8 protein-coding genes and 1 pseudogene are annotated in these 14,867 nt (G+C 57.3%); 8 read left to right on the top strand and 1 reads right to left on the bottom strand.

The window, feature by feature from the left end; translation table 11 throughout:
* Positions 1-9: 9 nt before the first annotated feature.
* The gene (locus U5A05_RS11715; protein ID WP_321836452.1) at positions 10-4,350 is read right to left on the bottom strand and encodes an amino acid adenylation domain-containing protein; all 4,341 of its coding nucleotides are present in this window, start codon (positions 4,348-4,350) and stop codon (positions 10-12) included.
* A 113-nt stretch (positions 4,351-4,463) separates the two neighbouring features.
* On the opposite strand from U5A05_RS11715, the gene U5A05_RS11710 reads away from it, so the two are divergent.
* From U5A05_RS11710 to U5A05_RS11675, 8 genes and pseudogenes are all read left to right on the top strand, one after another.
* Positions 4,464-5,639: an isochorismate synthase gene (locus U5A05_RS11710; protein ID WP_425262902.1), complete on the top strand. Its 1,176-nt coding sequence runs from the start codon at positions 4,464-4,466 to the stop codon at positions 5,637-5,639.
* Positions 5,640-5,665: 26 nt separating this feature from the next.
* The gene (locus U5A05_RS11705; RefSeq protein ID WP_321836450.1) at positions 5,666-7,501 is read left to right on the top strand and encodes a (2,3-dihydroxybenzoyl)adenylate synthase; all 1,836 of its coding nucleotides are present in this window, start codon (positions 5,666-5,668) and stop codon (positions 7,499-7,501) included.
* 39 nt (positions 7,502-7,540) lie between these two features.
* On the top strand, positions 7,541-8,764 hold the full coding sequence (locus tag U5A05_RS11700) for a histidine decarboxylase (RefSeq protein WP_321836449.1): 1,224 nt from the start codon (positions 7,541-7,543) through the stop codon (positions 8,762-8,764).
* A gap of 30 nt (positions 8,765-8,794) precedes the next feature.
* Positions 8,795-9,127 (top strand): isochorismate lyase, encoded by a 333-nt coding sequence (locus U5A05_RS11695; protein ID WP_261742219.1) that lies wholly within the window; start codon positions 8,795-8,797, stop codon positions 9,125-9,127.
* Between the two features lie 264 nt (positions 9,128-9,391).
* A pseudogene (locus U5A05_RS11690) lies at positions 9,392-9,538 on the top strand (ATP-binding protein); the annotation flags it as partial.
* A 1,404-nt stretch (positions 9,539-10,942) separates the two neighbouring features.
* Positions 10,943-11,470 (top strand): fimbrial protein, encoded by a 528-nt coding sequence (locus tag U5A05_RS11685; RefSeq protein ID WP_321836448.1) that lies wholly within the window; start codon positions 10,943-10,945, stop codon positions 11,468-11,470.
* 61 nt (positions 11,471-11,531) lie between these two features.
* Positions 11,532-12,215, top strand: a complete 684-nt coding sequence (locus tag U5A05_RS11680) for a fimbrial biogenesis chaperone (protein WP_019822636.1) — start codon at positions 11,532-11,534, stop codon at positions 12,213-12,215.
* A gap of 103 nt (positions 12,216-12,318) precedes the next feature.
* Complete coding sequence (locus U5A05_RS11675; protein ID WP_321836447.1) at positions 12,319-14,856, top strand: fimbria/pilus outer membrane usher protein; 2,538 nt, start codon at positions 12,319-12,321, stop codon at positions 14,854-14,856.
* Positions 14,857-14,867 lie beyond the last annotated feature (11 nt).

Here is a 14,867-nt window from a genome sequence, read left to right as displayed (position 1 = left end):
GCTATGTGGTTATGCGCAGGCGAGCAATCGCTCGACATCTTGTGCGTTACGGCAACGCAGTAATTGTCCGGGGGAAAGCGTCACGGCAAGTTCCTCTTGGAACCGGGCAGCGATGGCTTTCAAATGCTGGGGCCGCAGACCCAGACTGATGAAGTCGACCGAAGCATTGGCGCCGTCCTGCGGCGGCCTGCCCAACACACTCAGGTAGATCGCCAAGACCTTGTTGCCCTGCGTTTCAACGACCTCTTCGGCAGGCTCCAGCAGCAAGCTGCGGGCACGCGGGCGATCAGGCTTGCCGTTTTGCGACAACGGCAGCACCTCCACCGCCAGGAATTGCGTGGGCACATGGGATTGCGGCAAGTGCTCGCGGGCGAACTGGCGCAACGCGGCGGCGGTCAAGGGTGCGGCGTCTTCGGCACTCACGTACAGCGCACCGATGTTGACCTCGCCCTGGCGCTGTTCGCCGTAGTCCACCACCAGCACGTGCCTGACCGCAGGATGCTTGATCAGCTCGATCTCGATGTCGGGCAGCGACACGCGCACACCGCGCACCTTCACGTAGCCATTCACGCGGCTGTCGAACATCAACGTGCCGTCATGGCGATAGCGCCCGCAGTCACCGGTACGAAATGCACGTACGGCCCGGCCGTGCTCATCGATGACACTGATGAATTCGGTTTGTGCCAGCGCGCCGTTTTCCAGGTAGCCCAGGGCCAGGTTGACGCCTGCCGTATGAATGCGGCCGACAACGCCTGCTGGGCAATGCGCTCCCTGGGCGTCGAGAACCAGATAGCGGTTGCCCGGTAACGGTCGCCCGTAGGGAATTTGCAGCTGGTCATCGGCAGTGATGTCGTGCCAGATGCTCCAGATCGTGGTTTCTGTCGGCCCGCCCAGGGAAATCAGGCGGGACGATGGCAGCAGCCCGCGCAACTCGGCGATCACGCCCGGCTTGATGTAGTCGCCGCCCTGGGCGATCAGGCGCAGGCTGGCCAAGTCATGTTCGCCACGGCACGACAGCAGCATTTCCAGAATAGCCGGTACGGAACACCACAGCGTCACACGGTGCCTGGCGATCAACTGATTCCAACGCACCGCATCCTTTTCCTCGCCGACGCCAGGCAGTACCAGAGTGGCGCCGGCCGTCAGGCAGCCGAGCACATCGAATACGGACATGTCGTGGTGCAGCGGGGTTACCGACATGAACACGTCGATCTGGCTCACGCGCCAGTGTGACAAGGTGCTGCCGATGACATTGGCCGTGGCGCGGTTGCACAGCACCACGCACTTGGGCTTGCCAGTGGTGCCCGAGGTGTAGAGGAAATACGCCGGCGCTTCGCTCATTGAGCGATCATCCAATATTGGCGCACTGGCTTGCGGCCCGGCCAGCAACTCGTTCGGCGTGGCCTGGGCATGCCCGACCGTCTCGCCCGAGCTGATGACCACCAGATCTGGCCGGCAGTTTTCCAACAGATACTGCCGACGCTCTTCTGGCGCCGAGGCGTCGATAGGCACCCAGATCACGCCCGTCAATGCAGAGGCCAAGGTCAGCATGGTGTGCTCCGGGCTGCGTGGCAGGCAGATGGCGACCACTTGGCCCGGCCCGATGCCACGGGCCTTGAATGCCGCAATGACACGCGACACGCCCGATCCCAGTTCGGCGTAGCTGATCTGCCGCTCGCCGCTGATCAGGGCGATCCGTTGGTTGGTGGGGTCGAACAGGTGCTTGGCGATTTGCGCCAGGAACCCTTCGGCACTAGCTTCGGTCGTCGAGCTATTGAGGCAATAGTGAGACGTGTCGATGATCGCGGCGGCGTCCATGGTGAACTCACCGCTGGCGCTGATTTGGCTGATGGCCTTTTCCAGCGCATCCAGGATGTCGTGAACCACCGCTGGGTCCAGGACTTCCCGTGCATAGTCGATATCCAGCACCAGCGCGCCCTCGGCGTTGGTCCAGAAGCGAATATCCATGGCCACCTGAGGCGTCTGGGTCAGGCCGCCTTGCAACTGCATGAGACTATCCGCCGCCAACACCGGCCAGGAAAAACCATTGGTAATCACCACCGGCAGCACCGGTCCAGGGCCGTGGGATTCGAATAGCAACCGGGCGAGGTCCACGCCCGAATAGGCCAAGTGTTGCAGCCCTTCCAGCACGTCCACTTGCAGCTTCGCCGCACGCTCCGTAAAGGTGCTGGGAGCCTCGCTTCGGTTGATCGCGATAAAGCTGGAACGGTTGGCAAATGCACCGCCCGTTTGCGGCGCAACCGGTACCGCCACGCACAAGCCACCTTCATCGAGCCAGTGGGACAGCACTTCCATCACCAGCGCCATCAGGGCGGAGTTCTTGAATAGCCGCTGCCGGGCGCCTAATTTGCAGAATGCGTTGAATACCGCCTTGGGCACTTGTCGGCTTTGGCGCTCGTAGCGCGATGCCCGCACTTGATCGAGCGGCACGCGCCATGGCAGGCGTGGTGCGCCCGTCACGTCGGTGAGTTTGGTCTTCCAGTAAACCGCGTCGGCCTTGCGCTGGCACGTCTGATCCACAGAGGCAGGCACAGCCTCGGCAGCGGGCTCATCGCTTATCAGGCCATCGAACAGCTCGACCAACAACGCAGCAATGGAGCGGCCGTCGAGGATCAACGCATCCAGGCGCACGAACACTGTCAGCTGATCGTCGGGCAGGTGGAAGATCGTGACATTCCAAGGCGAACGGTCCAGCTCGAAGATGGTGTGGGCGTATGCCTCACGATACTCATCGACGTGCGCCAGCGCTGCTTGCGACGACATCGATGTGAGGTCAACTTCCTCAAGATTGATGCAAGTTTCATCGCTGACATAACTCACCAACTTGAGCGCATCCACCCGTGTGCGCAAGCTGTCATGGCGCTGCACCATCGCCACCAGGCGACTGCGCAGCAGCGTCGGGTCCATGGCCCCGTGGTATTCACGAAACTCCTGCATGGCCACACCGCCAAGAGGCATCTGAGTGCCACGGCCCAATAAGTACGCCTGCTGTAGGGCTGACAGCGGTTTTTCGAGAGTGCGCGAAACACCGACGTTGAGCGTTTGATCCAACGCACGAGAATCGGCCGCCACTTCCTGCGTGATCGCCACAAAACGGTCAAAGAGCGTCGTTACCCACGGCAGTGGCAACGCATCAAGACGGATATCCCAATTGATCAGGATACCGCCATCGGCGCAGGCAATCTGTGCATCAAGAGCCACCTGCGGCCCTTGGGAGATGACCCAATTCATCGAGCCGAATACACGCCGCACGCGCGGCGAAAGCAAGTCGCCGCCGGGCATGTCCAGCGCGGCAGTAAAGACCACCGGCGCCAGCTGTGGTGAGCCCTGATGGCGGGACAGATCGCGCATCACATTCACGCCCGGATAGGCACAATGCTCAAGCAGGCCGACCACTTTTTTCGCCAGTTGCGCACACAGCGCGGCAGGCGTGGCGGCGGACTCGATGTCAACATCCAGAATCAACACATTGGCGAAGTCACCCACCACGCGCTCAACATCATCCACCAACGGCTGGCGCCAGAACGTCGGTACATTGAGACGGAAACTACGGTCGCCGGTCTGCGCCCCGAGCGCCGCCGCAAACAGCCCCATCATCAAGGTCGACAGGGTAATCCTGCGTTCCCGTGCCACTTGTTCCAAGGCCTGGCGCTCGGCGGGACCCAGCCAGGTATGGAGTCGGTGGCTATGCGCTTGCTCCGGCGGGTGTTCAAGCAATGGCAAGGTGGGTGCCGGGGCAACGTGCGCCAGGCGCTCACGCCACCAGGCACGGTCGCGATCGCGGGCGGCCTTGAGTGCCGGGTCGACACGGACCTTATCGTACCAATCAAAGAAGGATGGCGTATTCGGCAGCGTGTCATCGGGCTGCTCGTAAAGCCGGGCCAGGTCTTCCATCAGCGTGCGGAAACTGGATGGATCGATGGCGATCATGTCGGTATCGACATGCAGGCGAAACCTATCGTCCGCCAACAGGCTCACTGAAAACCGTGCGCCCGGCTCATGACCGAGGTCCAGTTGCTGATGTGTCCACGTTTCCCGTTTGGCTAGCAGGTGCCGGGCGGCCTCCGGCTCGGTCATCGCACGCAGGTCTTCGACTTCCAACTGAGGCGATTGGTCCACGGCAGCAATGGATTGCAGCCCTTGCGCATCCACCCGCATCCGCAGCATCGGATGCAGCAGGCTGGCCCGCCCAAGCGCTTCGCGTAACCGGTCGAGTTCGATGGAATGTCCATCGAACTCGACATAAAGATGAGCCGAAACTCTCCCTAAAAAGGCATGAGCAGTACGCCCGATCCAACAGGCGGCTTGCATCGAAGTTAACTCTCTCATGGTCCACTCATGTGATTGACAAATCTAAATGATTAGCGTCACCTATTAGAAACGATAATGATTATACTTCAAGGTAAAAATTTTTGACCACAAGCCACGGAGGCTTTCTGCAAATGAGAACGGGCACCCTTAGGACGAGCGACATGGATGAGGTGCAACAGCTGGACCCAACGCGGAGTTTTTCATTCACCTCCGGTGATCGTGAACTAGCTGTCAGCGGCATATTGCAACGCATCGAAACTCCGGCCATCGCCGGCGAAAACGCCAGCAGCCTGTTTCAAAAAACCGTTTCGCATGCCTTTGAACAAGCGCGCAAAGCGGGCCAGGCCAACCCGATCATCGTCGGCGCCATCCCCTTCGATCCCGCTGAAGCGTCCTGCCTCTACATCCCCGAACACGCCGAGTGGCGCGCCCGCAGCGGTGCCGTGCAAACCGGTGCGGCCTCAATGCCGGAACTGCTTGAACAAAAAAACATACCGGACGAGCAAGGCTTCAAGCGCACGGTCGAACACGCCATCGTCAACTTCCGCTACAGCGACGTACGCAAGGCAGTGCTCTCGGTTCAGCGCGAATTGCTGTTTGCCCAAGATGTGGACGTGAGCACCATGCAGAACAATCTGCGTGCCCAGAACCCCAGCGGCTACCACTTCCGCGTGCCCATGCCGGACGGCGCCACGCTGATCGGCGTCAGCCCCGAATTGCTGGTGCACAAGGACGGCCTGGACTTCGTGTCCAACCCCCTGGCCGGCTCGGCCAAGCGCATGGCTGACCCCGAAGCCGACCGTCGCAACGCCGACTGGCTGGCCGCCTCGGAAAAAGACCACTACGAACACCGCCTGGTGACCGAAGACATCGCCTCCCAGCTCGGCGAATTGTGCACACAACTGAACGTGCCACGGCGCCCCAGCCTGATCAGCACGCCTGCGCTGTGGCACCTCTCCACCCGTATCGAAGGCACCCTGGCCGCCCCCAATATCTCTGCCCTGCAGCTGGCTTGCCGCCTGCACCCTACCCCTGCGGTCTGTGGTTTCCCGACCGAACGCGCCCGGCACCTGATCCGCTTCGTCGAACACGTCGAGCGAGGCCTGTTCACCGGCATGGTCGGCTGGTGCGACGCCCAAGGTAACGGCGAATGGGTCGTGACCATCCGCTGCGGCACCATCAAGCGCAACAAGGTCCGCCTGTTCGCCGGCGCCGGCATCGTCGAAGCCTCAAGCCCCGACTCCGAATGGACAGAAGTCCAGACCAAGCTTGGCACCATGCTGCGCGCATGCGGCCTGGCCCACTAACTTCCCCATTTTTATCAGTGACCCCCATGACTCTAGAATTCACGCACTGGCCCCTCGACAGAGCACAACGCTATCGGGAAAACGGCTACTGGATCGATCAACCCCTCACCCACTTGCTCCAGGCCCGCAGCCAAGCACAGCCCCAGGCTTGCGCGATCATTTGCGGCGAGCGTCGCTTCAATTACGGCGAGCTGGACCAACTGTCCTCCAACCTGGCCTCGCGCCTGGCCGCCAACGGGCTTGGCCACGGCGACACCGCGCTGGTGCAACTGCCCAACATCGCCGAGTTCTACATCGTGCTGTTCGCGTTGCTCAAGGCCGGCATCGTGCCGCTCAACGCGCTCTACAGCCATCGCAAACTGGAACTCAAGAGCTACGCCAAACAAATAACGCCGAAGCTGTTGATCGCCTCCCGTGAGCATGAAGTGTTTCGTGATGACGGCTACCTCGCCGACCTCAACGAAGTCGGCGCAAGCCCTCAGGTCACGCTGTTCCTCGGCGAACAGCACGCCCCCAACAACCTGGCTGCCTGGATCAAAAGCCCAAGCGACAGCCGCGTGGATTTCTCCCCCAGCGCACCGGATGAAGTTGCCCTCTTCCAGTTGTCCGGCGGCAGCACCGGAACCCCCAAGCTCATCCCACGCACCCACAATGACTACCACTACAACGCCCGTACCAGTGCCGAGGTGTGCGGCCTGACCGCACAAACACGCTTCCTGTGTGCCCTGCCGGCAGCGCATAACTTCCTGCTCAGCTCGCCGGGCGCTCTGGGCGTGTTGTACGCGGGCGGTACCATCATCATGGCACCGAGCCCAGAGCCGCAGACCTGCTTCGCAATGATCCAGCGCCACGAAGTCAACACCGTCGCCCTGGTGCCCAGTGCCGTCGCGTTGTGGCTGCAAGCCGCGCCGGAGCACAGCGAGCAACTGCAATCGCTTGAATACCTCCAGGTCGGCGGCGCTGTGTTCGCCGACTCGCTGGCCCGCCAGGTCCCCGGTGTGCTCGGCTGCAAGCTGCAGCAGGTGTTCGGCATGGCCGAGGGCCTGATCAACTACACCCGCCTGGATGACACCGACGAGCAAATCTTTACTACCCAAGGCCGCCCGATCAGCCCAGGGGACGAAATCAAAATCGTCGATGAACAAGGTGTGCCCGTAGCGAACGGCGAGCCCGGCATGTTGGCTACCCGGGGCCCCTACACCTTCTGCGGCTACTACAAGAGCCCCGAACAGAACGCCCAAGCCTTCGATAACGAGGGTTACTACTACTCCGGTGACCTGGTGCAAATGACGCCCAGCGGTGACCTGCGCGTCGTCGGCCGGGTCAAGGATCAGATCAACCGAGGTGGCGAAAAAGTCGCTTCCGAAGAGATCGAAAACCTCATCGTGTTGCACCCCGACGTCACCCACGCCGGGCTGGTCGCCATGCCCGACGCCGCACTGGGGGAAAAGAGCTGCGCCTTCGTCGTCTCGCGCAATCCCAACCTCAAGCCGCCCGCCCTGCGCCGCCACCTGATGGAGCTGGGCATCGCCGAATACAAACTGCCCGACCGCATCCGGCTGATCGACACCATGCCGCTCACCGCCGTAGGCAAGATCGACAAAAAACAGCTGCGCCAACTGCTGACGGCGGAAACCACCCGCGCCTGGCTGAAAACCCGCGTGTTGCAATTGATCGAAGACGGTGAAGAACTGGACCCGGAGGAAAACCTGATTTTCTACGGACTCGACTCCCTGCAAGTGATGAAACTCGCCGCCGAACTCAAGGAACGTGGCATCACCGTCACCTTTGAAGAGCTGGCCGACTCGCCCACGCTCGCCAGCTGGTGGTTGCTGGTGGACACACGGCAAATAGCGGCCTGACCGGGCCGCTTCGCCCAGTCGATTTAAAAGGAGTTAGAGATGACCTTATCAACGGCCGATCAAAGCAGGCTTGAACACTTCTGGCAGCACTGCGTGACCCACCAGTACTTCAATATCGGCTACCCCGAATCCGCCGATTTCGATTACTCCCAGTTGCACCGCTTTCTGCAGTTTTCGATCAACAACTGCGGGGACTGGAACGAGTACAGCAACTATGTGCTGAACTCGTTCGGCTTTGAAAAGGACGTGATGACGTACTTCTCCCAGCTGTTCGACATTGCACTAGAAGACAGCTGGGGCTACGTCACCAATGGCGGCACAGAAGGCAATATGTTCGGCTGCTACCTGGCCCGCGAATTGTTCCCCGACGGCACGCTGTATTACTCCAAGGACACACACTACTCGGTGGCCAAGATCGTCAAGCTGCTGCGCATCAAATGCCGTGCCGTCGAATCCCTGCCCAACGGCGAGATCGACTACGACGACCTGATGCTCAAGATCGCCGCAGACCAGGAGCGCCACCCGATCATCTTCGCCAATATCGGCACGACGATGCGTGGCGCGGTGGACAACATCGCGACCATCCAACAACGCCTGCAACTGGCGGGTATTGCCCGGCGCGACTACTACCTGCATGCCGACGCGGCGCTGAGTGGGATGATCCTGCCCTTCGTCGACCATCCGCAACCCTTCACATTTGCAGATGGCATCGATTCGATCTGCGTGTCCGGGCACAAGATGATCGGGTCGCCGATCCCCTGCGGCATCGTGGTGGCAAAGCGCAAGAACGTGGCGCGCATTTCCGTGGAAGTCGACTACATCCTGGCCCATGACAAAACCATCAGCGGCTCACGCAATGGCCACACGCCGTTGATGATGTGGGCAGCGCTGCGCAGCCACTCGTTCGCCGACTGGCGCCAGCGTATCCGCCACTGCCTGGACCAGGCGCAATATGCCGTGGATCGCTTTCAGGCAGCCGGCATCGATGCATGGCGCAATGAAAACTCCATCACCGTGGTGTTTCCATGCCCGTCAGAACGCATCGCGAAAAAGTATTGCCTGGCTACCTCCGGCGACACCGCGCACTTGATCACCACGCCCCATCATCACGACAACTGCATGATCGATGCCTTGATCGATGAGGTCATCGCCGAGCGTGACACCGATGCCTGGGGCATTGGCGCTACCCGTGCCCATCAAGGCACTCACCAACGCCCGCCCGCCGCTTCCCGGCTGGCATGCCCACGATTCGACGTCATCTGAAACCGAACTTTTTTATTAGAGACAAACACCATGTCGTCACTGAAAAAACCCGAGGCGTGCGAAAGCCTCACCGACATCCGCGCCGGCATCGACTTTTTCGACCGCCAGATCCTGGAGTCACTGCAACAACGCTTGGGTTACGTGAAGGCCGCCGTGCGCTTCAAGGCCAACGAACAAGCGATCCCCGCACCGGAACGGGTTGCGGCGATGCTGCAGGACCGCCGCGATTGGGCCGTCGACGCTGGATTCGATGTGGATTTTGTGGAAAAACTCTACGAGCACATCATTTACTGGAACATCCAACAGCAGATTTCACATTGGCAGGCGCTTCATTCGGAGCGAAGCACCGAAAAAACCCGCTAAAGCGCCGAGAGCCCCGCCAATTCAAGTCCACCCACGAGGCTGGACTTGAAACTCACCTCGCCCCCTCACCCAATTCTGTCGAATAGTTGCCCGATCCTTTGAACTTGCCGATTAGGGATATCCTGAAGAAGACTTCCTGATTTTGGGAAAATGCTGGGACTCCACCTTTGAAGAACTGAATATCTGGATCGGTCAACGCTGCCGGTCGCTCTGGAGCGAGCTTGTGCATCTGCAGTACAACGGACTGACGGTGGCCGAGGTCTTGAAAAGTACGATGGCAAGGCCGGGAGAATCGCCCAGGGACTGCTTCGCAAAGACCTGGTGATACTTGATGAGCTGGGGTATTTTCCTTTTAACCAAAGCGGGGGCGCCCTGCCATTTCACTTGCTGTCCAAGCTGTACGAGCATACCTGAGCACGCGGGCACTCGCATTCGACCGCCCGCGTGCTGCGCCTCGCTACCCGACATGTGTCGAAACCGAACCGGTTACTTTGCATTAGCAGGGCCGAACAAGAATTGGGTTACACCTAACCTGCTTTGGTTCCGGTTCACCAAGGGAGAACCTTTGAACGTGCCACTTCCCTACACCCCAGCCAACCCCAGTTTCGCTCGAACACTAGGCGCAATTGGGGGCATATCTGAAGGCATACTTGGGATGGCTTGAAAAGGATGCCCTCAGCCTGAAGTCCAACAGCCCCCTTCTCGAAAAGTCACACGCTGCTGCTCTCAAATCGCCGTCGAGCGCGATCCAATCACGTCCGTTTGTAGACTGAAGCGATCTCCTGGCGCCTCTGAAATCCTGAAAATCCTGTCCAGGAACGCCAACCGCAGCGGTCGTTGGAAGAAATAGCAGGAGTAGCCATCATTGTTCTCGAACCAGAAGCCATGCGACTCGCAGATCTGATCAAACTAAGCCCGAAAAGGAGGGTCAATATCTTCGTCCAGTAAGCGAGCGAGATCTCCACTGCTTTAAAGGATGAAGACCACTGCCTCCTCTCCTGGCTTACCTTACACACGCTCGCATATGAACTGAAGCCGCTGTCGTCCCTGAGGTCGTTTCTCTCCGTCCATGACTTGATGTCGTTCTGAGCGTTGAGAAATCGTTGCTCGAGATCGCTTCGTCCAACTGCAGGCTCTTCTCCCCGCTCCTGTGATACTTCACTCACCCAATCGTCGACTCGGCGCCTTTGGGTTTCGACCACATTATCCACCCCGGGCCATTCAGGGATTGACCCTTTTGGGAGACATTTGCTCCAGCCAAGAAAAAAATCACATCTGACGAGTACTAGTTTCAGGGGATATTTGTTCACAAAAAAAATTTAGCACTGTCTGTTTTTTGACGATGAAGTTCGTTTTTCAAAAACAATGTAAAGCTTCGACCATCTGCCTGACACCTTAGTAAATTGAATTTTAAGGCTATCTATCCACTCAAGATCTCATTGGCAAGCTACTTACTGATCTTAAACACATAAATAATATTAGACAGGCGCAAATGCAGCGTCAATAAAACGACACCGAGCATAGTACTGGAAAAATTCCATTGTATTGACATGCTAGTTTCGGCTCGGCAATAATCTTTCAATGTCATCGAGTATGTTGATGCGAATATCACAAACCAGTGTATTGCCCAGCAATTAAGCGATCTGACATACCTTAATAGAAAGTTACTTAATCCGCCCTTGCCATGATGTGTCATGACTTACGCGGTGGTAATTATTTATTCTGTGAATTTTATTACCCTTTAGTTGCGGGCTCACTCAAAAGAGTGCTGCCAGTTATTTGCTTGCCCCCCTATTAATTGATGAGTAAAGAAAAATGAAAAAAACTGTATTGTCCGTAGCTGCACTGACACTGTCCATGAGTGCTTATAACGCAGTGGCTGCAAATGGCAACGTAGCCTTCACCGGCGAAATTGTACAGTCCACCTGTAAAGTGTCGGACCAAGACCAGAACAAACAAGTTTACCTGGGTAAATACCCAACCACTGCATTCCCGACGTCAGGTTCTACCAGCGGCGCGAAAGCATTCGACATCAACCTCGAAAAATGTGAAGCAGGTGATTACACCTTGCGTTTTGATGGCAACACTCCAGCGGGCCATCCAGAACTGTTGTCTGTGACTGGCGGCGCAGGCGGTGTAGGTATTGAAGTACTGGACCACAATGGCGCCACATTGCCAATCAGCCAGAATGTCACCAGCCCCGCGCTCGTCACCGTTGCTGCTGACGGCGCTAACCCGGGCTCTGCCACATTCAACCTGCGCGCCCGTTACAAGTCTTACCAGGACGTTGTAACGGCAGGTCAGGCGAACGCTACCGCGACATTCGCTATCGAGTACAAGTAAATAACCCCGCAGGAGAATCACTGGCCAAGGATGGCCACTTTTCTGAGCGCTTGAACCCCTTATGAAAAAAGTACTCTTGTGTGCGTTGCTCGCCTGTTCCGCGAACACGTTTGCTGGCATTCAGGTAGATGCAACACGCGTTATTTATAACAGTGACAGCAAGTCCGCATCGCTCTCTATCAATAACGACAGCGAGGAAACCTACATGGTTCAAACCTGGCTGGATACGGGCGATGCAAGTCAAATACCGCGCGACATACCGATTATTGTGACGCCACCCATCTTGAAACTGGCGCCTCATAAAGAGGCTGTTTTACGTTTTATCTATTCAGGGAAAGGACTGGCACAAGATCGCGAATCCCTGTTCTGGGTCAATGTACAGGAAATTCCTCCTGCCCCTAAACAGGACAATGTACTGCAAGTAGCGATTCGTACGCGTATTAAATTATTTTATCGGCCACAGGCGTTGCAAACCAATTTGCAAGCCCAGGCTGAAGCCTTGAAATGGCAGCGTCAAGGCCAGGTGTTAACCGTGACCAATAACGGCCCCATGTACGTAACACTAGGTATTTTAACGCTCAGCAACGGCGATAAAACCTGGAAAGTAAATGCCGATATGGTCGGCCCATATGACAGTCTCAAGATTGCCCTGCCATCAAATGCACAGTCCGCAAACGGCCTGTCGTTTACCTATATCAATAATTATGGCGGGCACACCGAGATCAAAAACGTCTCGTTGAAATGAGTCATGCTTCGCAGGGGAAAGAGTCGTGGTGCACCTAAAAACAGCTACACACAAGCTGACACGCAGAATTAAAATGGTTAACCGCGCAGGTTATTTTTATGTTGTGCCATTTCTACTCGCCCCTCTTGCCAAGGCCACGGACCAGTTCAACACGTCATTCATTCGTGGCAACGAAAATGCGGCTCAGGTGGCGGCACTTTCGGGCAGCGACGATATTCTGCCCGGCAGCTATCCGTTCGACGTTTTCCTGAATGGTCAACGCATCGATCATCGTGATATCGAATTCAAAAAGCTCGCCCCCGACCAGCCAATAGTGCCGTGCCTGACGGCTCTGGCTTACCGGGGCTACGGGATCAAACTGTCCGATCGCCAAGTGCAAGATCCCACGGGGTGCTTTGCCTTGAACAAAGAAGTCCAAGGTGCACAGCTGAGTCATGACGCTGCGCTGCAACGCATGGACATTGAGGTGCCGCAATTATTTCTGGAGCCTCGCGCGCAAGGTTCCATCTCACCCAAGGTTTATGATCAGGGCGTGAATGCCGCCTTTATCAATTACAACTTCAATGGTAGCCACAACCGTTACGGCCATCAGCAAGCGGATAAATCTTCGGATTACTCCTTTCTGAGCCTCAACAACGGTATCAACGTCGGCAGCTGGCGATTGCGAAATAACTCTACGCTGAGCCAGCAATCAGGCGCGGGTTCCAGTTTCGATAATATCTCGACCTGGGCTGAAACAGATATTGTGCCCTGGCGTAGCCGTTTGATCATTGGGCAAACCAACACCAACAGTAACGTTTTCGACAGTATTCAGTTCCGTGGCGCGCAACTGTCTAGCGCCAATGACATGTTGGCAGAGAGCCTGCGTGGATACGCCCCGGTAGTGCGCGGGGTTGCATTGACCGCTGCCCGGGTTGAAGTCCGGCAGAATGGTTACACGATCTACAGCACGAACGTCCCCCCTGGCCCGTTTGCGCTTACCGATATTTACCCCAGCTCTTTAAGCGGCAATCTGGATGTAACGATCACTGAAGCCAATGGCTCAAAAAGCAGCTTTACCCTGCCCTTTTCCTCGGTGCCCAACATGTTGCGTGAAGGGATCTGGGACTATCAGCTGACAGTCGGCAAGTACCATGACGGGACTACCCACTACCAACCGTCATTTGTACAGGGCACTTTGTCACGCGGGATGACTTATGACGTTACCCCCTACGGCGGTCTGATGGTGGCGCAGAACTATCGTTCCGCCGTAGCAGGCTTGGGTAAAAACATGGGCCGTTGGGGCGCGGTGTCGTTCGACGCCTCTTACTCCGATACCGACCTGGCCAACGGCGATAGCAAACAAGGTCAGAGCGTGCGCTTCTTGTATTCCAAGTCGCTGAGCGACCTTGGGACCGAATTTCGCATTGCCGGTTACCGTTATTCGACCTCCGGTTATTACGACTTTTCTGATGCTGTAGCTGAACGTGACAGCTATGAAAGCGGCACTTACCGTAACGAGTACTACGATGAAAATGATTACCGCAATCTGGGTGTGCCAGGTTGGGCAGAGTCTCGTCGTCGGACCACTTATACCGACAACTTCGGCAATAAACGCCAACGTGTCGAGCTGTCTATCAACCAGCGCATGGGCGCCAGTTCGACGTTATATGCCAACGTGAGCAATCAGTCTTACTGGGGCGGCTCCAGTGAAGACCGAACGGTGCAGGCAGGTTTTAACAGCAGCTACAAAAATACCAGCTATGGCATTTTCTATCAGGATAGCCGCAGTAACTATGGCTTTAAGGACCGCAGTGTGAATGTGACCGTATCGGTTCCGTTCAGCTTTTTCAGTAAGGAATCGTCAGACATGACGGCCAGTTTCAATGTCGGTCACAGCGAGCAGTCGGGTAACACCTACAGCTCTGGCCTGAGTGGCACGGCACTTGACGATGACCGGCTCAATTACGTAGTGCAGACCGGACATGACGAATACTCCGGGCAGACGTCCTCGGCCAACATCGGCTACCAGGGCAACAAGGGCCTGATTAACGCGGGTTATAGCTACAGCAACGACTACCAACAGACCACACTGGGCGTGTCAGGGGGCATCGTGGCACACGCACGTGGGCTCACTCTGACCCAGCCGCTGCAAAGTACATTCGTACTGATCGAAGCCGAAAACGCCAAGGGCGTGCGCCTGGAAAACCAGCCTGGCGTGGAAATTGACAGCTCCGGCTATGCAGTCATGACTTCTGCTACTCCCTATCGTCACAACCGTATCGCGTTAAGGACTGAAGACATTGGCAGCGGCCTGGATATCCCTCTGGCGGCCAGGGATGTGGTGCCAACACGTGGGGCTATTCCTCGTGTGACGTTTGAAACTCACTCCGGCCAAAGCCTTTTGGTACACAGCACGATGAGCGACGGCAACTCGCCTCCCTTGGGTGCCAATATTTTCAGCGCGACAGGCAAAAACAGCGGCACGGTTGGCACTAACGGAGACATCTACATCTCGGGTGCCTCCACGGGTGATCTCTTGTTGGTGAAATGGGGAGCCGGCATAAACGAAACGTGCTCATTGCGCGTGCCCGAGTTGGCCGTCATGGAAGAACAGAACATCGGTTATCAAGAGCTTTCGCTGGCCTGCGTGAAGCCATAAAAGGACACCAT

Origin of the sequence: Pseudomonas kulmbachensis (assembly GCF_963681935.1) — a bacterium.
In the GTDB taxonomy this organism is placed as follows: domain Bacteria; phylum Pseudomonadota; class Gammaproteobacteria; order Pseudomonadales; family Pseudomonadaceae; genus Aquipseudomonas; species Aquipseudomonas kulmbachensis.
This window is presented reverse-complemented; position numbering and strand designations above follow the sequence as displayed.

Coding starts and splice junctions, on each gene's coding strand:
- U5A05_RS11700 (WP_321836449.1), top strand. CDS start 7,541: ATGACCTTATCAACGGCCGATCAAAGCAGGCTTGAACACTTCTGGCAG.
- U5A05_RS11695 (WP_261742219.1), top strand. CDS start 8,795: ATGTCGTCACTGAAAAAACCCGAGGCGTGCGAAAGCCTCACCGACATC.
- U5A05_RS11685 (WP_321836448.1), top strand. CDS start 10,943: ATGAAAAAAACTGTATTGTCCGTAGCTGCACTGACACTGTCCATGAGT.
- U5A05_RS11705 (WP_321836450.1), top strand. CDS start 5,666: ATGACTCTAGAATTCACGCACTGGCCCCTCGACAGAGCACAACGCTAT.
- U5A05_RS11715 (WP_321836452.1), bottom strand. CDS start 4,350: ATGAGAGAGTTAACTTCGATGCAAGCCGCCTGTTGGATCGGGCGTACT.
- U5A05_RS11680 (WP_019822636.1), top strand. CDS start 11,532: ATGAAAAAAGTACTCTTGTGTGCGTTGCTCGCCTGTTCCGCGAACACG.
- U5A05_RS11710 (WP_425262902.1), top strand. CDS start 4,464: ATGAGAACGGGCACCCTTAGGACGAGCGACATGGATGAGGTGCAACAG.